The organism is Kitasatospora sp. NPDC127111, assembly GCF_042677465.1.
GTDB lineage: Bacteria > Actinomycetota > Actinomycetes > Streptomycetales > Streptomycetaceae > Kitasatospora.
On record NZ_JBHXTG010000113.1, the window covers coordinates 1 to 20,919 of the forward strand.

The 20,919-nt window shown below is 75.1% G+C and carries 19 protein-coding genes; 11 read left to right on the top strand and 8 right to left on the bottom strand.

The features are described 5' to 3' along the window. Positions 1-223: 223 nt before the first annotated feature. Positions 224-1,066, bottom strand: coding sequence for a hypothetical protein (locus ACFVHB_RS37755; protein ID WP_380331813.1), 843 nt, complete (start codon positions 1,064-1,066; stop codon positions 224-226). Positions 1,067-1,497: 431 nt separating this feature from the next. Here ACFVHB_RS37755 and ACFVHB_RS37760 point away from each other — a divergent pair, with 431 nt between their 5' ends. Continuing rightward, a complete protein-coding gene (locus tag ACFVHB_RS37760) occupies positions 1,498-3,159 on the top strand; it encodes a phospholipase (RefSeq protein ID WP_380331816.1) in 1,662 nt (553 codons plus the stop codon). 100 nt (positions 3,160-3,259) lie between these two features. On the opposite strand, the gene ACFVHB_RS37765 is transcribed toward ACFVHB_RS37760, so the two are convergent. Further along, complete coding sequence (locus ACFVHB_RS37765) at positions 3,260-3,562, bottom strand: hypothetical protein (RefSeq protein WP_380331819.1); 303 nt, start codon at positions 3,560-3,562, stop codon at positions 3,260-3,262. Between the two features lie 396 nt (positions 3,563-3,958). Between ACFVHB_RS37765 and ACFVHB_RS37770 the strand changes: the two genes are divergently transcribed. Further along, complete coding sequence (locus ACFVHB_RS37770; protein WP_380331822.1) at positions 3,959-5,383, top strand: S8 family serine peptidase; 1,425 nt, start codon at positions 3,959-3,961, stop codon at positions 5,381-5,383. 121 nt (positions 5,384-5,504) lie between these two features. Here ACFVHB_RS37770 and ACFVHB_RS37775 read toward each other — a convergent pair whose 3' ends face one another. Next, positions 5,505-6,410 carry a LysR substrate-binding domain-containing protein gene (locus ACFVHB_RS37775; RefSeq protein WP_380331825.1) on the bottom strand — a complete coding sequence of 302 codons (906 nt, stop codon included), beginning with the start codon at positions 6,408-6,410 and terminating at the stop codon, positions 5,505-5,507. Between the two features lie 112 nt (positions 6,411-6,522). On the opposite strand from ACFVHB_RS37775, the gene ACFVHB_RS37780 reads away from it, so the two are divergent. Together ACFVHB_RS37780 and ACFVHB_RS37785 are read left to right on the top strand one after the other, a co-directional pair. Beyond that, a complete protein-coding gene (locus ACFVHB_RS37780) occupies positions 6,523-7,449 on the top strand; it encodes a pseudouridine-5'-phosphate glycosidase (RefSeq protein ID WP_380331828.1) in 927 nt (308 codons plus the stop codon). 4 nt (positions 7,450-7,453) lie between these two features. Continuing rightward, a complete protein-coding gene (locus ACFVHB_RS37785) occupies positions 7,454-8,332 on the top strand; it encodes a carbohydrate kinase family protein (protein WP_380331831.1) in 879 nt (292 codons plus the stop codon). Between the two features lie 31 nt (positions 8,333-8,363). Here the strand turns inward: ACFVHB_RS37785 and ACFVHB_RS37790 are convergent, their stop codons facing one another. Then, complete coding sequence (locus ACFVHB_RS37790; RefSeq protein ID WP_380331834.1) at positions 8,364-9,212, bottom strand: hypothetical protein; 849 nt, start codon at positions 9,210-9,212, stop codon at positions 8,364-8,366. A gap of 147 nt (positions 9,213-9,359) precedes the next feature. On the opposite strand from ACFVHB_RS37790, the gene ACFVHB_RS37795 reads away from it, so the two are divergent. The 4 genes from ACFVHB_RS37795 to ACFVHB_RS37810 all read left to right on the top strand — a co-directional run bounded on the left by ACFVHB_RS37795 (position 9,360) and on the right by ACFVHB_RS37810 (position 13,935). After that, the gene (locus ACFVHB_RS37795) at positions 9,360-10,331 is read left to right on the top strand and encodes a hypothetical protein (RefSeq protein ID WP_380331837.1); all 972 of its coding nucleotides are present in this window, start codon (positions 9,360-9,362) and stop codon (positions 10,329-10,331) included. 131 nt (positions 10,332-10,462) lie between these two features. Continuing rightward, entirely contained in the window at positions 10,463-10,768 is a 306-nt protein-coding gene (locus ACFVHB_RS37800) for a hypothetical protein (protein ID WP_380331840.1), read from the top strand. A gap of 125 nt (positions 10,769-10,893) precedes the next feature. Continuing rightward, a complete protein-coding gene (locus tag ACFVHB_RS37805) occupies positions 10,894-11,361 on the top strand; it encodes a hypothetical protein (RefSeq protein WP_380331843.1) in 468 nt (155 codons plus the stop codon). 141 nt (positions 11,362-11,502) lie between these two features. Next, positions 11,503-13,935, top strand: coding sequence for a PKD domain-containing protein (locus ACFVHB_RS37810; protein WP_380331846.1), 2,433 nt, complete (start codon positions 11,503-11,505; stop codon positions 13,933-13,935). A gap of 88 nt (positions 13,936-14,023) precedes the next feature. Here the strand turns inward: ACFVHB_RS37810 and ACFVHB_RS37815 are convergent, their stop codons facing one another. Both ACFVHB_RS37815 and ACFVHB_RS37820 read right to left on the bottom strand, forming a co-directional pair. Next, positions 14,024-14,929 (bottom strand): aldo/keto reductase, encoded by a 906-nt coding sequence (locus ACFVHB_RS37815; protein WP_380331849.1) that lies wholly within the window; start codon positions 14,927-14,929, stop codon positions 14,024-14,026. 2 nt (positions 14,930-14,931) lie between these two features. After that, positions 14,932-15,963, bottom strand: coding sequence for a reductase (locus tag ACFVHB_RS37820; protein ID WP_380331852.1), 1,032 nt, complete (start codon positions 15,961-15,963; stop codon positions 14,932-14,934). Between the two features lie 91 nt (positions 15,964-16,054). On the opposite strand from ACFVHB_RS37820, the gene ACFVHB_RS37825 reads away from it, so the two are divergent. Beyond that, a complete protein-coding gene (locus ACFVHB_RS37825) occupies positions 16,055-16,960 on the top strand; it encodes a LysR family transcriptional regulator (RefSeq protein ID WP_380331855.1) in 906 nt (301 codons plus the stop codon). A 272-nt stretch (positions 16,961-17,232) separates the two neighbouring features. Further along, positions 17,233-18,384 carry an ATP-binding protein gene (locus tag ACFVHB_RS37830; RefSeq protein ID WP_380331858.1) on the top strand — a complete coding sequence of 384 codons (1,152 nt, stop codon included), beginning with the start codon at positions 17,233-17,235 and terminating at the stop codon, positions 18,382-18,384. A gap of 104 nt (positions 18,385-18,488) precedes the next feature. On the opposite strand, the gene ACFVHB_RS37835 is transcribed toward ACFVHB_RS37830, so the two are convergent. Beyond that, positions 18,489-19,214: a hypothetical protein gene (locus ACFVHB_RS37835; RefSeq protein ID WP_380331861.1), complete on the bottom strand. Its 726-nt coding sequence runs from the start codon at positions 19,212-19,214 to the stop codon at positions 18,489-18,491. Positions 19,215-19,284: 70 nt separating this feature from the next. Next, a complete protein-coding gene (locus ACFVHB_RS37840) occupies positions 19,285-19,944 on the bottom strand; it encodes a hypothetical protein (protein ID WP_380331864.1) in 660 nt (219 codons plus the stop codon). Between the two features lie 245 nt (positions 19,945-20,189). On the opposite strand from ACFVHB_RS37840, the gene ACFVHB_RS37845 reads away from it, so the two are divergent. After that, positions 20,190-20,919 (top strand): aminotransferase class V-fold PLP-dependent enzyme (locus tag ACFVHB_RS37845; RefSeq protein ID WP_380331867.1); only part of this gene is annotated, 730 nt, incomplete at its 3' end.

Below are 20,919 nucleotides of genomic sequence, written 5' to 3' on the forward strand. Positions count from 1 at the left end.
GGGCCCGCCGCCCCCGGCGGCCCGCCGCGCGGGCGGTCTCGGCGGCCCGGCGACCCCGCGCGGCCGGCCGGGCGGTGCTGGGCGTCCGGCGGTGCTGGGCGTCCGGGGGCGCTGCGTGTCCGGGGGCGCTGCGTGTCCGGGCCCTGGGGGCATCACGCTCCCCGCGGCCTGCCCGGGCCCCGGGGCCCGCCCGGCACGTGCGGCCGGCCGGCCCGGGCCGGCCTCAGTGCGCGGGGGCGGGCTGTTCGGCGTCACCGAAGCGCGCCAGCGTCAGCGCGCCGATCACCGCGGCCGCGAAGCCCGCGACGGCGAGCGGCGTCGCGTCGTGCCGGGTGTGGTCGCCGAGGACGAGCACCCCGACCACGGCCGGTCCCAGCGTCTCGCCCAGCACCATCGCCGCCGTCGCGGCCGTGACCGAGCCGCTCTGCATCGCCCAGGTCAGCGCCGCGAAGCCGCCCAGTCCGGCCACCGCGATCGCGTACGCCGAGGGCTCGCCGAAGAGGTCCGGCAGCCGCGGGTCCGGCAGTACCCGCACCGAGACGCCGACCACCCCGAACTGGAGGCCCGCCACCAGTCCGAGCAGCGGGGCGCGGCGGGCCGTGGCGAGGTGCACCACCGCCCAGCCCGCCACCGTGAGGACGATCGCGGCCACCAGGACGCCCAGCCGGAACGCCGGGTCGCCGGTGCCGTCGCCGTCCCGCCCGGCGGTGAGCGCGAGCACCAGCAGCCCGGCGCACACCGCGGCCACCCCCGCCCACTCGCTGCGCCGCAGCCGCACCCGCAGCACGCGGGCCGCCCCGACGGCGGTCACCGCGAGCGCCGAGGCGAGCGCGGCCTCCACCACGTAGAGCGGCAGCCGTTCCAGGGCGAGCAGCTCGGCGGCGAAGCCGAGCATGTCCATCCCGACGCCCAGCAGGAACGGCCACTGCCGGAACGCGCCGGCCAGCGCGGCGGCCTCGCCCGCCTGCGGGCCGGCGGCGGCCCGGCGGGCGCCGACCGCCTGCAGGACGGTGGCGGAACCGGTGAGCAGCGCGGCCAGGAGGGCCGAGAGCAGGCCGAGGAGCATGCGCCGACGGTACGGCGCCGCGGCCCGCGGGGCCGGCCTGGCGCGCCGTCAGGATCGTCAGTGCCCTCAGTGCCGCCAGGAGCGTCAGTACCGTCAGCGTCCTCCGTGCCGTGAGCATCCTCAGGACTGTCGGTGCGTCGGCGTCCTCAACGCGGTAAAGCATCGCCCGTGCTGTCAGCCGGTCGTGATCGTCCGTCACTGGTCGTCCGTCACTGGTCGTCCGTCACGATCGTCACGATCCGTCACGGCCCTCGACCCACCGCCGGTCGGCGGGGGCCGGACGACGGGGGCCGACCGGCGGGGGTCGAACGACCGGTGCGAATCCGGCCCGGTGACTGATTGTCATGCCCAGTTTAGACAACAAGTTACTTTTCGGTAATCTCAGCTCGTCCCACGGGTGAACCACCCGTCACGTCCTGAAGGAACCACACGTGCACCTCCCTTGGTCCCGCCGGTCCGGCCGCGTGCTGCGGTCGGCCCTGGCCGCCGCCGCAGCCTCCACCCTGCTCGCCGTCGCCTCGCCGCTGCCCGCCCACGCGGACACCGCGACCGGCGCCACCGCTCCCGGCGGCGAGAGCGGCACCCCCCACCTCGACGCCGTCGAGCGAGCCCTGCGCGAGGTGGCCCCCGGCCTGGAGGGCACGGTCTGGCAGCGCACCGAGGGCAACAGCCTGAACGCCTCCGCCGACAACCCGGCCGGCTGGCTGCTCCAGACCCCCGGCTGCTGGGGCGACGCCGCCTGCGCCGACCGCCCGGGCACCCGCGCGCTGCTGGACCGGATGCGCGCCGACGTCGCCTCCGCGACCCGGACGGTCGACGTCTCCACCCTCGCGCCGTTCCCCAACGGCGGCTTCGAGGACGCCCTGGTCGAGGGGCTCAAGGCCTCGGTCGCGGCCGGCCACCGGCTCCAGGTGCGGATCCTGGTCGGCGCCGCGCCGCTCTACAACGTCAACGTCCTGCCCTCCCGCTACCGCGACGAGCTGGTCGCCAAGCTCGGCCCGGCGGCCGGCTCGGTGACGCTCAACGTCGCCTCGATGACCACCTCCCGCACCGCCTTCTCCTGGAACCACTCCAAGCTGCTGGTGGTCGACGGCCGCAGCGTGATCGCCGGCGGCATCAACGGGTGGAAGGACGACTACCTCGACACCGCCCACCCCGTCTCGGACGTCGACCTCGCGCTGACCGGCCCCGCCGCCGGCTCGGCCGCCCGCTACCTGGACACCCTCTGGGAGTGGACCTGCGGCCGGACCGGGCTGTTCGACAACGCCTGGTTCGCCTCCTCGAACGGTGCCGCCTGCCGCCCCTCGATGGAGCGCGAGCTCAACCCGGCCGCGCCCGCCACCGGCAACGTCCCGGTCCTCGCCGTCGGCGGCCTGGGCGTCGGCATCAAGGCCGACGACCCCGCCTCCGCCTACCGTCCCGGCCCGGTCACCGGCGCCGCCGACGCCAAGTGCAGCCCGCTGACCCTGCACGACAACACCAACGCGGACCGCGACTACGAGACGGTCAACCCCGAGGAGAACGCGCTGCGCGCACTGGTCGCCGGCGCCACCAGCCACATCGAGATCTCCCAGCAGGACATGAACGGCACCTGCCCGCCGCTGCCCCGCTACGACAGCCGGCTGTACGAGACGCTGGCCGCCAAGCTGGCCGCCGGCGTGAAGGTCCGCATCGTGGTCAGCGACCCGGCCAACCGCGGCGCGATCGGCAGCGGCGGCTACTCGCAGATCAAGTCCCTGAGCGAGATCAGCGACGTCCTCAAGGCCCGGCTGACCGCCCTCACCGGCGACCCGGCCAAGGCCGGCGCGGCGCTCTGCGGCAACCTGCAGCTCGCCACCTTCCGCGCCGCCCCGACCGCCACCTGGGCGGACGGCCACCCGTACGCGCTGCACCACAAGCTGGTCGCGGTCGACGGCTCGGCCTTCTACATCGGCTCGAAGAACCTGTACCCGGCCTGGCTGCAGGACTTCGGCTACGTGGTGGAGGACCGCACGGCCGCGGGTCAGCTGGACCGCGACCTGCTGTCGCCCGAGTGGCAGTACTCCCGGGCCACCGCGTCCGTCGACTGGGCGACCGGCACCTGCCGCGCCTGACGCCGGAGCCCGGCGCGAAGGCGCGCCGCGACGGCGGCCCGGGGTGCACACCGCGTGCATCCCGGGCCGCCGTGCGCGCCGGGCCGGGCGCCGCCCGGGGTCAGGCGGTGTTCCGGGGCCTCCGGCGGTCGTCGTCGAACAGTCCGTCCCCCCGGCCCCGTTCCAGGGCCGGGTGGGGGAGGTGACGGGCCATCGCGTCGCCGCAGTTGGCGGCGGCCAGGCGTTGCAGCAGCGCGCTCAGGCGGGCGGTGAGCGGCCGCACCCGGGCGCGCAGCGCGGCCTCGGCGCGGGCGTCGAGGCGGACGACGGCGTGACCGAGGGCCCGGAGGCCGTCGACGAGTGCGGAACCGGCACGGGCGGCCGGCCGACAGGTGGTCGCAGAGGAGCGGGCGAAGCGGTTCACGGGAGTGCAACGCTCCGTTCACCGGCCCGGTTGCGGCCCACCCCCAGGTTTTCCCAGCGCACGCCCCGGCACGCGCCCCGGCGCACGCTCCCCGCGCCTCCATACCCCTGCGTCGCCCCGGCGCGGTGAACTCCTCCCCTGCGGGCGGCAGGAAGCGGTCAACTGCCGACGATTGCTGATGAGTTGATCATCAGTCAGGCTTTGATCCGGGTTCCGTCAAGGGGGGGATCGACCATGAGTCAGGGAAGGCGGCTTCGTCGCGTCTGCGCCGTGCTCGGCGTGAGCGCCGCCCTGTGCGTCGGGGCCGGCGGGGCGTTTCCGGCGTCCGCGGCGCCGGCGGAGGGGGTGGTGGAGGGGGCGCGGTCCCCGAACGCGGTATCGGGTGGCTACCTCGTCGTGCTGAAGCCGCAGGCCGTCGACGGCCTCGGCGGTCGGTCGGTGGCGAGCAGTGCCGCGGGCCTCGCCCGTGCCTACGGCGGCACGGTGCGGCGCACGTACGACGCGGCGCTGCGGGGGTTCTCCGTCGAGCTCTCGCCCCGGGACGCGCGCCGGCTGGCGGCCGACCCGGCGGTGGCGCTGGTGTCGCGGAACCGCCGGGTGCGGGTGGACGGCACGCAGGCCGCGCCGCAGTCCTGGGGGCTGGACCGGATCGACCAGCGCCGGATGCCGTACGACGACACGTTCGCCTACCCGGACTCGGCGGGGCGCGGCGTCACGGCGTACATCGTCGACACCGGGGTGCGGATCACCAACGAGGAGTTCGCGGGGCGGGCCTCGTACGGCTACGACGCCATCGACGGGGACGACGTGGCCGAGGACGGCCACGGGCACGGCACGCACGTCGCGGGGACGGTGGCCAGCAGCGTGTTCGGGGTGGCGCGATCGGCGGAGATCGTCGCGGTCAGGGTCCTGAACGACGACGGCGAGGGCACTACGGAGCAGGTCGTGGCCGGCATCGACTGGGTCACCAAGCACGCCGCCAAGCCCGCCGTGGTCAACATGAGCCTCGGCAGCAGCGAGGTGGACCCGGTGCTGGACGCGGCGGTGGCCAACTCGATCGCCACCGGCCTCACCTACACCGTCGCGGCCGGGAACGACGGCGTCGACGCCTCGGGGCACTCGCCGGCGCGGGTGCCCGGCGCGATCACCGTCGGGGCCACCGACGACGCCGACCAGCGGGCGTCCTTCTCCAACTACGGGCCGCTGGTCGACCTCTTCGCGCCCGGCGTGGACATCGTGTCGACGGAGAACTGGAGCGACTACGGCGGCTTCGGCATCCAGATGTCGGGCACCTCGATGGCGGCCCCGCACGCGGCGGGCGCGGCCGCGCTCCACCTCGCGGACCACCCGGCCGCCACGCCCGCGCAGGTGACGTCCGCGCTGACCGCCGCGGCCACCACCGGTGCGGTGACCGATCCCGGGGCGGGCTCGCCCGACCGGCTGCTCTACACCGGCCCGGTGCCGAACCGGCCGCGGGGCCCGGTGTTCACCAACCCCGCCCGGGTGGAGTTCGAGGGCAAGGTCACCGTCGAATCCCCGCTCACCGTCACCGGGGTGACCGGCATGGCGCCGAGGGACCTGGAGATCCCGGTGGACATCGAGCACGGCTGGCGCGGCGACCTGAAGGTCGAGCTGGTCGCGCCCGACGGCGCGGTGTTCGTGCTGCGCGACGAGAAGATCTGGGACGGCGGCCGGAACATCGTGACGACCTTCGGGGCCGACGCCTCGGCGCACACCGCCAGCGGCGTCTGGCGGCTGCGGGTGACCGACCTCCACGGCTACTGGCCCGGGGCGATCAGGAGCTGGACGCTGCGGTTCTGACGGCGCCCAGCGTCACGCCGCTGCGCCCGGCGGGACCGCGCCCCCGGACGGCGGCCCCGGACCGCGCCCCCGGCCCGCCCCCGGACCGCGGCCTCGGACCGCGCCCCCGGGGGTCGGCCCCTCAGCCGGCCCCGAGGGCGGCCGCCTCCTGCCGGATCAGCTCGCGCAGCGCCGCCAGCCGGGGCCGCCCGTCGTCCAGCCGCCACTGCATCTCCAGCGGCAGGGTGGCCCGGTCCGCGAGCCGGAGGGTGACCACGTCCTCGGTCAGGTGCCCGGCCAGCGAGGCGGGGACGAGCGAGAAGGCGCGGTTCTGGGCGAGCAGGTAGAGCCGGGAGCCGACGATCCGGGGCGGGCTCACCAGGACCGGCGGCTCCACGCCGCGCTCCGAGCAGAGCCGGAGCACGTGGTCGTAGTAGCGCGGGTGCTGCTCCCGCGACCAGAGCAGCAGCGGCAGGTCGCGCAGCTCGTCCAGGTGGATCGCGGCACCCCGGCCGGCCAGCGCGTGGCGGCGGCTGAGCGCCACCCGGACCGGCTCGTCGGCCAGCCGCTCCCGCTGGTAGCCGGGTACGTCCTCCAGGAAGCGGCCGAGGCCGATGTCGGCGAGCTCGGCCGCCAGCGTCGCCGACACCCGGCCGGTGTCGGCGGCCAGTTCCGCGGTCTCCAGCGCGGGCAGCTCGCGCTCGGCCCGGCTGACCACGGCCGGCAGCAGACGGTTCATCACGCTGGGGGAGGCGACGATCCGGGCCGTCCCCATCCGGGACTCCTCGTGCAGCCGCACCCGGGCCAGCAGCGACCGGGCCTGCCCGAGCAGCCCGGCGGCCTCGGCGGCCATCACCTCGCCGGCCGGGGTCAGCCGGACCGCCCGCCGGCTGCGGTCGAAGAGCTCGACGCCCGCCGTCCGCTCCAGCCGGGCCACCTCCTGGCTGACCGTCGGCTGGGAGATGTGCAGGCGTTCGGCGGCGCGGCCGAAGTGCAGCGTGTCGGCCACGGTGAGGAAGACCTCGAGCTGACGCAGCGTGAAACCCATAGCCGGAAGCCTATGGGAAGGCCCAGGACTCATTCTGGATCCCGATGCGAACCATCCCTAGGCTGAGCCGCGGTTGCCACACCGTGGTGGTATCGCAGAGAGAGCACCTGCCATGACCGGACTCCCCATCCGCATCTCCGACGAAGTCGCCCGGGCCGTCGCCGCCGGAGCCCCCGTCGTCGCGCTGGAATCGACCATCTTCACGCACGGGCTGCCCCGGCCGCGCAACCTGGAGGTCGCGCTGGAGGCCGAGGAGGCGCTGCGGGCCGCCGGGGTCGTCCCGGCGACGATCGGCGTCTACGCCGGGGTGCCGACGGTGGGGCTCGGCACGGACCAGATCAAGGAGCTCTCCGAGGCCGACGACCTCGACAAGGCGAGCCTGCGCGACCTGCCCGTGGTCGCCGCGCTCGGCCGGCACGGCGGGACGACCGTCGCCGCCACCGCCTTCCTCGCCCACCGCGCGGGCATCCGGGTCTTCTCCACCGGCGGCCTCGGCGGCGTGCACTTCGGGGCGTCCGAGACCTTCGACGAGTCGGCCGACCTCACCACGCTCGCCGCCACGCCGGTCACCGTCATCAGCGCGGGCGTGAAGTCGATCCTCGACATCCGGGCCACCCTGGAGCGGTTCGAGACGCTCAACATCCCGGTCATCGGCTACCGCACCACCCGGTACCCCGGCTTCTACGTCACCGACTCCGGCCACCGGATCACCTACCGGGTCGACACGCCCGAGGAGGCCGCCCGGGTGATCGCCGCGCGCGACGGCCTGGAGCTGAGCCAGGCCGTGCTGATCGCCAACCCGGTCGACCCCGCCAAGCAGCTGCCGCCCGAGGAGCTGGACGAGCTGCTGGCCCGGGCCTGGGCCGAGGCGGAGCGCCAGGGCGTCACGGGCAACGCGTCGACGCCGTTCCTGCTCGACTTCATCCAGCGCGACACCGGCGGCCGCAGCCTGGACGTCAACGTGGAGGTCTACCGGGGCAACGTCCGGCTCGGCGGGCAGATCGCCACCGCGCTGGCCGCTCTGCGGAACGAGGCGTAGGGGCATGCTCGGAGTACTCGGCGATCTCGTCGAAGACGTCGTCGTCTGGGTCGACGGCCCGCTCCGGCACGGCACCGACACCAGCGCGCGGGTCTTCCGGCGGCGCGGCGGCAGCGCGGCCAACGTCGCGGCCTTCGCGGCCGGCCGGTGCCCCGTGCGGTTCCTCGGTTGCGTCGGCGACGACCCGGCCGGGGACGGCCTGGTCGCCGAACTGGCCGGCCACGGCGTCGACGTCCGGGCCACCCGGGCGGGGCGGACCGGCAGCATCGTCGTGCTGATCGACCGCAGCGGGGAGCGGACGATGCTCCCCGACCGGGGCGCGGCCACGCTGCTCGACACCGTCCCGGACGCCTGGCTGGACGGGCTGACCCACCTGCACGTGCCCGCCTACTCCTTCGACGGGGAGCCGGTCGGCACCGCCGCGGTCGACGCCCTGCGGCGGGTCAGCCGGGCCGGCGGCACCACCTCGCTCGACGCCTCCTCGACCGGCATGCTCGCCGCGTTCGGCCGGGAGCGGTTCCTCGCCCTCGCCGCCGAGCTGGCGCCCACCCTGCTGTTCGCCAACCGGGAGGAGTCGGCGTTCCTCGGCCTGTGGGCGGACGGCCGGCCCGGTCCCGAACGCGCCCGGCTGGCGGGCACCACGGTCGTCACCAAGTCCGGCGCGGAACCGACGGTGGTCGACGCCCCCGGCGTGGCCCCCTTCGCCGTGGCCGTACCGCCGGTCCGCGAGGTCCGCGACCTCACCGGCGCCGGTGACGCCTTCGCCGCGGGCTTCCTCGCCGCCCACCTGGCCGACGGCGACCTGCGCGCGGCCGCCGCCCAGGGTCACGCGTGCGCGGCGAAGGTGCTCGCCTCGCCCGGAGCGTCCTGCGCGGAGGCGTGAGGCCGCTTCCGCGCGCCCGGCTGCCGGGTGCTCAGTCGCCGTCCCAGGGGGTCGCGCTGAGGACGGCGCCGCCGGAGTGCCGGGCGTAGCGGCAGGGGTAGGGGAGCGGGAAGTCGACCCGGGCCGGGCCGGTGACCGCGCGGAGGTCGGCGAGCAGGGCGTCGTCGGGCAGGCCGGCGGCCGCCTCCCGCAGGACCGGGTCGGCGGCGGCCCGGGCCTCGGCTGCGGTGACCGGGGCCACGGCGGTGGCGTTCCGGTCCAGGTCCCACCAGTGGTCGCCGAACCTCCTGCCGAAGGCGTTGACGGTGGCGGCGTCGGGGCCGGCCGGGCCCGTGGCGGTCTCCGTGGCGGCGGTGACGGTGTCCGCGGCGGTGTGCGGGTGCGTGGTCGCCGTGCCGGCGAGGGCGCGGCGGGCGCAGTCCGCGAACCGGTCGAGCCAGGCCGGCAGGGACGGCGCCGCGCGGACGGTGTCGGTGGCGTCCCAGAACTGGAAGACCGGCCCCCACGCCCCGGTGGCCCGGTCCACGTCCACGTAGGTGTGGCCGTCGCCGTGGTCGGTGTAGAGGAACCAGTGGCTCCCGGTGCCGCCGGCGTGGTCCAGGTACCAGCTCGTGTCGCAACCGGCGTACCGGCCCTCGTTGTAGGGATGCGCGAAGTCGAGGTGCTCGTAGGAGGTGTGGCCGTTCTGGACGGAGCGCGAGACCATGACCCGCACGCCCCCGACCGCCCGGAGCAGCACCCGGACGTCCTCGGGCACCGGGACCGGCCAGCCGTCCATCCGGCCGTCGTCGATGCCCGGGTCGAGGGTGATCAACCCGGAGGACTCCTCGGCGAGTTCCCGCAGCAGCCGGACCGTCCCGTCGGCGTCGAAGTCGGTCATGCCGTTCATGTCGTCCCCCGGATCGTGGTGTCGCGCGTTCTGCCGTGACCCTACCGGCAGGGTCGGACAAACCTTCGACGAGGGCCTGACGCGGAGGGTGTCCGCGTGGTTATGGTGAGTCATCGGCGCGGGGCGGAGGGCGGCGCGATGGCGGTCACCGAGGTCAAGGTCCGGCTGGACGGTGTGCGGCTCGACGCGCGGCGGCGCTGCGGGGGCCGGTTCGAGCCGGTCGCCTCGGTGCGCGTGCCGGAGGTGGCCCAGGTCTACCGGATCAGTCCGTCCTGGGGCGAGGCGGTGCCGTGCTCGGAGGCGGAGCGGGGGCGGTGGGAGGAGGCGGCGCGGGCGTACCTCACCACGCTGTCACGGGCGTTGGAGGAGCTGTACCGGGCGCACGGCGGCAGCGCCGCGGGTGTGAAGGTCGACCTCGTGGACGGTTCGGGGTTCTGGCGCGTCCTCGGTGCCCCGCGCTGGTGGCCCGGCTGGAAGCGGCGGGCCGTCGAGCGGTCCGAGCGCGCCCAACGGGCCTTCGTGGCGGAGGCGGAGCGCGCGGCCGAGGCGTACCGGCCGGTGCGGGAGGAGCTGGACCGGCGGGTGGCCGAGCAGCGCGAGGTCCGGCGGCAGGCCCGGCTGGCCCTGGAACGGGAGGCCCGGCGCCGCCGCGCCGTGCTGGAGGAGGTGGCCGCGCGGCGGGTGTGGCGGTACGTGGTGGAGGGGGAGGAGACCGCGGTGGTCCGGGTGGGCCGCGCCGGCCCCGAACCGGCCGAGTTCTCCGCCGCCGAGCCTCAGGAGCCGCTGACCGCACGGGAATTGGAGGAGGCACTGTTCGCCGTGGCGCGGGAAAGGGGCGCGACGGCGCAATTCCGGTGGGACGAAGGGGCGAGGGCCGTCGTCGAGGAGGAGTGCCGTGCGGGGCAGGTCGAGGTCACCTTCGGCCAGTGGTGGCGCGAGATGACCTGGTACGGCTGGGCGGACGGCCCGTTCGGCCCCCGGCCGGTGCTGCCGAACCCGCGGCCGACCGATCCGGGCTCCCGCGGCATCGGCGGCACGGGTGGCTCCGGCACCGGCGGGTTCACCGGAGGGCACGGCTACGGCCTGGGCTTCGGCTTCGGCGGGTACTGAGGCGGAGCCGGGGAGCTGTTGAGGCGGAGCCGGGGGACTGTTGAGGCGGAGCCGGGGAGGTATCGGGGCGGTTCGTGGCCGACGCCGGGGACGTCGTCGGATTGTCGGTGGGCGCGGCTAGCATGCGCGTCATGTCAGTGAACATCGATCTTCATCTCAGTGTCAGCAACCTCAGCGGACGGTCGCAGGCCGAGGAGGTCCTGCAGGCCCTGGTCGAGCTGCTCCGTGACGAGGGCATCGAGCGGGAGGTGGGCATCCGCTGCGTCGAGGACGGCGGCGAGTACTACGTCACCGGCGAGGCCGGTTATCCGCTCATCATCACGCGCTTCTACCTCTGGGGGCCGAAGTTCGAGGAGGCCGTGGCCCGGGCCGTCGGCGGCATCGCGCCGGACGCGAAGGCCGTCGTCACCTGGGGCTACCCCGACGACGAGGACTGACCGCCCACCGGGCGGGCTCCGCCGGGCCGCTGACACGCCCACGGACGGCGGAGCGTCCGCCGACGGGGCCGGCTCTTCGGATAGGGATGGCTCGTCCGTCGCCGTTCCCCCACGGAGGGTCCGTCATGTCCCCGCGCACGTCCACGTCGCTGAAGTCCGCCGCCCGCCTGGCCTGTTCCGTCCTGGCGCTCGCCGCGCCGCTCCTGCTCGCCCAGCCGGCCGTGGCCGACAACGGGCCGAAGACCCCGGAGGAGGCCGCGGCCTGCCGGGGCGTGCTGAACACGCTGATCGGCGGCTCGCTGTTCGGCCCGGGCGGGGTCAGTGCGATCTGCGCCGTCAAGCCGACGGACCAGTCCGGCCAGTCCGGCGCCCCGTCCGACCAGTCGGCCCAGTCCACCGCCCCGCGCCCGTCCGCCCGCGGCTCCGTGACCTACGACCTGCCGAAGATGCGGCAGGAGGTCGCCGAACTGCGGACCAAGGCCGCCACCCTGGACCGGCTCGGCGAGCACGAGGCGGCCCGGAAGACCCGCGCCGAGGCCGACGCACTCCAGCACCGGATCGACGCGATCGTCCGGGCCGAGGAGCACAACTGACGGTGCCTGACCACGGGGTGGGGGGCTGGTGGTGGGCGCGCGGAGGAATCGTGAATACTGATCGCCGCGCCAACGGGGTGCGCTGATCACCGTTCATCCCGGTCCGGTGCGGAACGATACTTCACTTCAGGGGGGCTCACTGTGTCTGTTCGTCGCCATGTCGGCCTGGCCGTAGCGGTCGCCGGTTCGGCCGTCGGCGGGATCGTCCTGCCGACGGCCGCCCACGCCGGGAGCGCCGTGCTCTACGTCGACAACGACCGGTCGGCGAACTGCTCGGACGCCGGCACCGGCACCAAGGAGCAGCCGTACTGCACCATCCAGGCCGCCGCGGACGTGGCCGAGCCGGGACAGACCGTCCAGGTCGCGTCGGCCCGCACGTTCACGGGGCAGGTCACCGTCAAGCGCTCGGGCCTGCCGGGCAAGCCGATCGTCTTCAAGGCGGACTTCCCCTACCTGATCCCGACCACGAGCGTCGGTACGCGCGATGCGAGCGAGGGTCCGAACCCCGCCCCGCACGCCTTCCTCCTCGCGGGCGTGCACGACGTCACCGTGACGGGCTTCAACATCGGGGCCCTGCAGGAGGGCGTGCTCGTCCAGGACTCCGAGCGGATCGTCCTGGACCACAACGACGTGCAGGGCGGCAACCCGCCGGCCAGCGTCTCGGCCTTCCCCGGGCCCGTCCCCAGCGTCCGGATCACCGGCAGGAGCACGGGCGTCACGGTGAGCCGCAACCGGATCACGCCGGCCGGCACCGCCGGCGTCTCGGTGGAGGCCGGGGCGTCCGGAACCGTCCTGACGACGAACCAGATCACCGACGGCGGCGGCCGGGGCATCGTGGTCACCGACGCCCCGGGGACCGTCGTGGTGAGCAACACCTTCGCCCGGAACTGCCTCAGCGACGTCGAGCTCGCCGGCAACTCCTCGGGTGCGGTGGTCGAGAACAACCTGCTGGCCAAGCGTCCCACCGGCTGGTGCGGCGGCGCGGCCGTCAGCGCGGCCCCGCTGTCGGTGTCGGCGGACTCCACCCAGGGCACCAAGGCGGACTACAACACCGTCCTGCCGAACGCGGCCGCCTACTCGTGGGGCGGCGCGTCCTACCGGACGCCGGCGGAGTTCCGGGCCACCGGGCAGGGCGCGCACGACAACAGCGCCGACCCGCAGTTCTCCCCGTTCGCGTCGAGCTACACCCCGGTCGCCGTCGAGGGCCTGACGGACGCGGCCGACGCGACCGCCCCGGGCGTGCTGGACACCGACGTCTACGGCAAGCCGCGCGCGGACCACCCGCGGATCGCCAACACCGGCACCGGCAACGGCTACCACGACCGCGGTGCCGTGGAGTTGAACGACACCATGAGCGTCTACCTGGAGTCCCTGCCGTACTCCACGAGCGGGCACCCGCTGAACGCACGGATCAACGTCCACTACCAGGGTGGCTGGGCACCGGCCGGCGCGACACTGGACTTCGGCGACGGCAGTGCGCCCGTTCCGGTGGCGGCCGGGTTCCCGAGCTTCGACCACGACTACCCGGCGGGTGGCACGTACCGGCTGACGCTCACGGCGACCAGCGAGACCGGTCTGGTCCGCACCTCGACCAGCACCGTGACGCTGGCCCCGCTCGCCGAACTCGCAGCGCGCATCGGAGTCGGCCAGGGTGACAGGCGCCTCGCCCAGGTCACGGTGTCGGACCGGAGCTCCAGCCCGTGGCCGGTCGCCCGCTACTCCTTCGACTTCGGTGACGGGACGCCCGCGGTGGTGAGCGAGGGGCCGACCCCGCCGAACGGTCTGACCCACGAGTACGGCGTCACCGGGACGTACACCATCACGGAGACCGTGGTGGACGACCACGGTCGCACGGCGAGCACGTCGGTGCGCCAGTACGTCCCCGGCCCGCAGCCGGGTGTGCCGTTCGCGGGCTACTTCGGCGGTCCGACGAGCCACGCGGGCCTGTTCGACCGGGGCCACTGGGCGCTGTCGTACCAGAAGTCGGACTCCCAGGCCGCCTCGACCTGGGCGTTCGGTGATCCGGGTGACCTTCCGGTGGTCGGTGCGTGGGACAACACCTGCCAGTGCCAGTCGGGCGTCTACCGGCCGAGCACCGGCACGTTCGCGCTGCGGCACCAGGACGGGTCCGTCTCCACGGTGGGGTTCGGTGACCAGGGTGACCTGCCGGCGGTCGGCGCGTGGGACCGCAACGGGCACGACCAGCTGGCGATCTTCCGTCCGAGCACCGGCACCCTGGCGGTGCGGCACGACGACGGCAGTGTGACCACGATGCGCTTCGGTGACCCGGGCGACCTCCCGGTCGTGGGTGACTGGGACGGGGTTCACCACGCCCAGTTCGGGCTGTTCCGGCCGGGGCGCAACGAGGGTGACCCGAACCTGTTCGTCCTGCGCCACGACGACGGCAGCGTCTCCACCGCCGCCTACGGTGTGAAGGGCGACCTGCCGGTGGTCGGCGACTGGCTGGGCCGCGGCCGGACGACCTTCGGCATCTTCCGTCCGGGCGGCCACGTCTTCGCCCTGAGCAACGCCTACGCCGGACAGGCCGACTCGGTCTTCACCATCTACGGCTGACCGGCCACCGGGAGGCCGGGCGCACCTGACCGGATGGAGGGCGTGTCCGGTCGGTGCGGCCCGGATCGGTGTCGGGCCGGGGTCGGCCTCACCCCGCCGGCTCCCCCGCCGGGCTCAACGGCTCGGCGAGCGCGGCGAGTTCGGCCGGTTCGAGGACGAGGCCGGCAGCCGCGGCGGAGTCCCGGATGCTGGCGGGGCGGCGGGCGCCGGGGATCGGGACGACGGCCGGGGAGAGGGCCAGCAGCCAGGCGAGGCCGACCTGTTGCGGTGAAACGCCGCGGACGGCGGCGATCCGGTGGAAGGCGCTGCGCCCGACCGTGCGGTCCGCCGGGTCGTCCAGGACGCTGCGCGACAGGCCGCCCAGCGGGCTCCACGGCAGGAACGCCAGGCCCAGCCGCTCGCTGAGCCGCAGCTCCGGTTCGGCGGTGCGGACGGCCGGCGAGAAACGGTTCTGCACCGCGACCAGGCCGGGGCCGAGGATCTCCCGGGCCGCCAGGATCTGCTCCTCGTCCACGTTGGAGATGCCCGCCGCGCGGATCTTCCCGGCGTCGAGGAGCTCGCGCAGTGCCCCCACCGACTCCGCCCACGGGACCGCCGGATCGGGCTTGTGGAGCTGGTAGAGGCCGATCGCCTCGACGCCGAGCCGCCGCAACGAGCCCTCGCAGGCCCGCCGCAGGTGCTCCGGCCGGCCGTCGACCGTCCAGGAGCCGTCACCGGGCCGGCCGCGGCCGCCCTTGGTGGCGACCAGCACGGCCGCGCGCTCGGCGGCGGGCCGGGCGGCCAGCGCGCGGGCCACCAGCTCCTCGTTGTGGCCGAGTTCGTCGGCGTGCCAGTGGTAGGAGTCGGCGGTGTCGAGCAGGGTGACGCCCGCGTCGAGCGCGGCGTGCAGGGTGACCAGGGCCATGTGCTCGTCGGGCCGGCCCTCGACCGAGAGCGGCATCGCGCCGAGCCCGATGGCGCCGACCGTGGTGTCGCCGATGGTGCGCTGTCGCATGGTCAGGCCTTTCGGTTCGTGGCGGTGGCGGTGGCGGTGGCGGCGATGGGGGCGGCGGTGGGGGTGCCGGCGGTCGCGGTGGTCGTGGCCTCGGCCACGGCGGCGGGCAGCCAGTCGGCCGTCGGGGAGAAGTGCAGCCCGAGCCCGGCGGCGCGCCGCTGGTCCATCGGGTACCAGCGGTCGAAGGAGAACGGCGAGGCGTCCGTGCCCGCCGCCTCCCGGTAGCGGGCGGTGGTGCCGAGGCGGTCGGCGATCAGCTCGCACAGCGCGACCACGTCGAGCGGGTCGGGCGAGCAGGCGTTCACCGGGCCGACCGCCGGCGAGGCGGCCACCCGCAGGAGCGCGGTGGCGATCTCCTCGTGCTGGACGAACGAGGTCGGCTGCGGCTCGGCGTGCACGGCGACCGGGCGCCCGGCCGCGATCAGCTCCGTGTAGTGGGCCAGCCGACCGGTGAAGTCCCGTGCACCGCCGCCCAGCACGTGCGCGCTGCGCACGCTCGCCCAGGCGAACGGCGCGTCCCGGGCCAGCACCGCCTCGGCCTGCCGCTTGCCCTCCGCGTAGCGGGTGGCCTCGTCGAAGTGCCGGGCGAGCGCCGCCGGATCGTGCCACGGCAGGGTGAGGTCCACCGGCCAGGCGGCCGGGTCGACGGTCTCCTCGGGCACCGGCACGCCCGGCGCGGTGCGGACCAGCGGCGAGGTCGCCGGGTCGTAGACCTCCATCGTGGAGGTCATCACGTACCGCTCGGTGCGGCCGTCGAACACCCGGCGGGCCACCGCCGCGTCGGCGGGGGTGTACAGCACCTGGTCGATCACCGCGTCGAAGGTCCGGCCGCCGAGCGCGGCCGCCAGCCCGGCCTCGTCGGACCGGTCCGCGACGACGTGGTCGACGCCGGGCGGCGGCGGGGTGGAGCCGCGGTTGACCAGGGTGACGCGGGCACCGGACTCCCGCAGCAGGGAGACCAGGTGGAGACCGAAGTAACGGCTCCCGCCGATGACGCAGACGGTGCGCGGCGGATTTCCTGTGACGTTTCGCATGGCCATCACTCTGCCGGTGTACCGTCGCCAGCAGAACTGCCGACTTGCTGAACGCGTCATCAGTAGAACTGGTGACCAGGGGGAGCGCACCATGCTCGACGTCCGACGGCTCACCATGCTCCGGGCGGTCGCCGAGCACGGCAGCTTCAACCGGGCGGCGGCCGCCCTGCTGCTCACCCCGTCCGCGGTGTCGCAGCAGATCGCGGCCCTCGAACGCGGCCTCGGCACGGCCGTGGTGGAGCGCTCGACCCGCGGCGTGCGGCTCACCGAGGCCGGGCGCCTGCTGGTGGACGCGGCCGGCGCGATCGACGCCGAACTCCGCAACGCCCGGGAGCAGATCGGCCGGCTCGGCGCGGACCGGCCGCGGCTCACCCTGGCCACCTTCACCAGCGGCGGCCGGCACCTGCTGCCCGCCGTACTGGCCCGGTTCGCCGCCGACCACCCCGAGGCCGAACTGCGCATCCTGGAACGGGAGCCCGAGGACAGCCTGCCGATGGTCCGGGAGGGTGCCGCCGACCTCGCGCTCGCCTACCACTTCGACGGCCCGCTGCCCGTCCTCCCCGGGGACCGCTCCGGCCTGGACTGGACGCCGCTGATGGACGACCCGCTGTCCGTGGTGCTCCCGGCCGACCACCCGCTGGCCGGCCGGGAGGCGCTGGACCTGGCCGAACTCGCCGACGAGCGCTGGGTGCTGGGCTGCCTGAAGACCGAGGCGTTCCTGCGCCGGTACGCGGAGCTGGCCGGCTTCGAACTCCGGCTGGCGGGCTCCACCACCGACTACTTCTTCGCCCGCTCGCTCGTCGCCGCAGGCGTCGGGGTCTCGCTGGTGCCGTACGTCGCACTCGAACCGGCCCAGCCCGGCACCCGCGTGGTCCCCGTCCAACCCCCGCGCCCGGCCCGCCACTTCGGCATCGCCCTGCCCCGCCGCCGCCCCGGCCGCTACGCCCAGGCCCTCGCCGCCCTGCTCCGCGCCGAGGTGGCGCCCCGCCGCGACTGACCGCAACCCGGTCCCGGCCGCCCGGGAACGCAGACCCGGCGTGAGAATTTCTCGGAACTCGTGGCCGCGCATCCGCCCGGAACAGTGCCGCCAGCGGTCCCCAGGGGGCCGTGACGACACCGCGGCGGCACGGCGCACACCTCACGGCCGGGCGCTCCCGACGGCCCCTCAGAAGCCCGTCGGCGGCCTCGCCAAACTGGCTCTGACCTGGTGTTTTCTCGGAAATCTCCTAGGCTGGGGGAGCTCTGTCGGACACCCTCGGAGGGGGCATCATGAGCGAGGAATCCACGGCGTACGACGCCAGCAGGATCGTGGTTCTGGAGGGCCTGGAGGCCGTTCGGAAGCGGCCCGGGATGTACGTCGGATCGGTCGGTGAACGCGGCCTTCACCACCTGGTGGCGGAGGCCGCCGTGCGGGCACTGGAAGAGAATCTCGGCGGCACCGCCAGCCGTGTCGAGATCACCCTCACCGCCGACGGAGGCATCCGCGTCGCCGATGACGGCACGGGCGTCCCGGTCGAGTGCGCCGGCCACCGCGACGGTCCTCCGCTGGAGACCCGGCTGGAAGTGCTCTCCTGCGGGGTGCGGCCCTACGACCGGCGCTCGCTGCTCGGCGGCCACTTCGACGTGGGACTGGCCGTGGTCAACGCGCTGTCGGGCCGTCTGACGGCCGAGGTGCGGCGCGACGGCGCCCGGTGGGTGCTGGAGTACGAGCGAGGCGTGGCCGTCGTGACGCCCGCCCACGCCGGACCGGCGGACGGCAGCGGGACCGCGATCACCTTCCGGCCCGACCCCGAGATCTTCGAGACACTGGAGTTCTCGTTCGACACGCTGGCCGCGCAGTTCAGGGAACTGGCCTTCCTGAACCGGGAATTGGACATCACCCTGACCGATGAGCGCGACCCTGCGGCGCCCCGGGCCGTCCGCTTCCACTCCCCGGGCGGACCGGGCGACCACGTCGCCGAGCGGAGCGGCCCGGTCCACGCGGACGTGATCGGCTTCGAGCGCGAGTACGCGGAGATGGAGGGGACCATCGAGGTGGCTCTCCGCTGGTGCGACTCCGGCGAGGAACGGGTCGCCAGCTACGCCAACAGCCGGCCGACCGCCGGCGGCGGCACGCACGAGCTCGGCTTCCGCGACGGCCTGGCGGCGGCGGTCACCGCCTACGCCCGGGAGCGACGGCTGCTCACCCCGGCCGACCCCGACTTCACCCCCGCACAGCTCGGCGCGGGCCTGACGGCGGTCGTGTCGGTGAAGCTCGATCACCCCGAGTTCCTGGGGGCCGTCCGCGACCGACTGGGCAACGGGCCCGTCCGTGCCTGCGTCGCCGAGGCCGTCCGGGAGCACCTGGGCGCCTGGCTCCGCGCCAATCCGGTGCAGGCGAGCGCCGTCCTCGAACGGATCTCGACGGCCACCCGCGACTGACCGCAGCACACCGAGGACACCGGGCCCGGGCCGGGGCCGCTCCCCGGCCCGGGCTTTCCGGTGGGTGCGGACGGTCCCGACGGGGCCCGGCACCCCGTGCGTTCTCAGGCGCCGTGCCGGCGGGGGCGGTTGTGCTCCCAGTCCCAGGGGACGGCGGCGAAGACGGGACCGCCGGCGGCCCGTTCCAGGCGGTAGGGCCCGAGTGCCCGGTCGAAGCGGGCCCGGCTGCCGGGCCGGGCGGTGCGGAGGTCGGCGACCAGGGCGTCGTCAGGGAGCCGGGCGACGAGGGCGGCGAGCACCGGATCCGGTCCGGGGGAGCGCAGGTCGGCTGCCGGGAGCAGCGGCAGTGCGGGGCCCTCCGGGTGCAGGGCGTCCCAGAAGTCGTCCGCGAAGGGCTGGACGCCGTCTTCGAATCCGGTCTCGTCGACGAGTGTCTCCGCCGTGCCGATCAGCCGGTCGAGCCACGCCTCCAGCGACTCGGCCTCGACGTGGAGGCCGCCCTCCCGGTACTGCATCAGGACCTGGCCCCAGCTGCCGTCGGACTCGATGTCGACCCAGGTGACGCCGCCACCGCCGTCGTCGGACACCAGCCAGTGGGGGTGCGGGAGGCCGTGGTCGCCCGCCTGCCGGGGGTGGCCGGTGAGCGTGAACTCCGTCGGCGGCACGGTGAAGCCGCCCAGCCGGCCCAGCAGTTCGCGGGCGGCGGGCGGCACCGGGACGGGCCAGCCGTCGAAGTCGTCGGCCGCCGCGCCGGGGCGGATCGCGAGGTCGAAGGGCACCCGGGCGGCGAGCGCCCCCAGTCGTGCCGTGAGCGGTTCACCGAAGAGCATGTGTCCACGATAGGGCGTGTCCGGGCCGGGGCCGGGGCCGGTGTTGGTGGTGCGGGTCGGACGCGGCCGGTCAGCCGGCCCGGGTGAGGCCGGCGCGGACGGCGACCTCCAGGGCGAGGGCGGGCTGCAGCGGGTCCCGGTCCTCGTCGAGCGGGCCGGCCGCCGCCAGCAGCTCGGCGACCAGGGCGGCGTCGACGGTGCGGGTCTCGGCGCGGCGGACGAAGCGGTCGAGGGCGGCGGTGAACGCGGGCAGGTCGGCGTGCCGCACGTCGACGATGCAGGACGCCTCGTCGGCGAACTCCTCGGCGGAGCCCAGCCAGGCGGCGGCCCCGGACAGTCCGTCGTCGTCCAGGGCGTCGGGGTACGGGATGCGCTGCCAGCCGTCGCCCTGCGACCAGTAGACGAAGCCGAACAGGTTGCCCCGGGCGTCCTCGCGCAGCTGGTCCCAGGGCAGCCAGTCCGGGCCGCCGGCCAGGAAGTCGATCTGCCGGTCGTCGATGTGGGTCTCGCTGCCGTCGGAGTCCTGCCCGCAGAACACCACCTGACCGTCGGCGACCCGCGTGACGCGCCACCAGTAGGAGCCGGCGGTGGCGTCGCACCAGACGCCGTCGTCGTCCAGCCAGTAGCCCTCGGTGTCGCCCTGGGCGGCCTGCAGCAGGGCGAAGGTGACGGCGCGTGCCCAGACGCGGGCGGCGGGGTCGAGGTCCTCGGGTCGGCTCGGTCGGTGCATGGTGGAAGGTCCCCTCCGGTAGGTCGGGGGACAGCCTGTCACACCGTCGTACGGGGCCGCGCCGGTGGCGTCCGGTCGGGGCTTCCGGGTAACGGAAGTGTCTCGGGGCGGGGCGACGGCGCGCAGGGGTCTTGACGCCGCTGCCCGGGCGAGCGTTTGCTGTCACCCATCCCCACACCCAGCCTGTTCGGTTCTGCTGGGTTCTGTGGATTTGAACGTTCAAATCACGAGGAAGGGTGGGTGTCATGACGGTGCGCACCGTCCCGGAGTACCTGCGGCAGTTCGACGAGCCGGCCGGGTACCTGGACTTCGCGCGCTTCGGGCCGGTGTCGGCCGCGGTGCGGGACGTGCTGGCCGGCTCGGCGGCGGCGCTCCGGCAGCAGGGCTGGACCGCGCTGGAGGCCCTGGACGCCACGGCGGGGGAGGCGGCCCGGGCGGCGGCCGCGCTGCTCGGCTGCGCACCGCACGAGATCGCCTTCGTGAGCTCCACCTCGCACGGCATGTTCGCCGCCGCCCACGCCTTCGCCGCCGCGCCCGCCGGGAGCACCGTCCTGGTGAGCCGGGCGGACTTCCCCGGTGCCGTCTACCCGTGGCTGCGGGCCGCCGGCAACGGGGGGCTGACGGTCCGGCTCCTCGACGGGCCGGTCACCGCCGAGGCGGTCCGGGCGGGGCTGGACGAGCGGGTCCGCGTGGTCTCGGTGTGCGCGGTGGACAGCGCCACCGGGTTCCGCGCACCGCTGGCCGCGATCAAGGAGCTGATCGGCCCGGAGCGGGTCCTGGTGGTGGACGCGGTCCAGGCGCTGGGCGCGGTGGACTTCGACGCCGACGCGGCGGACGTGCTCGCCGCCGGCGGCCAGAAGTGGCTGCGGGCCGGGTGGGGCGCCGCGCTCCTGCTGGTCCGCGACCGGGTGGCCGGGCTGCTCGGCCCCGGTCTCGGCGGGTGGTCGGGCGTCGTCGACCCGATCGACGCGCCCG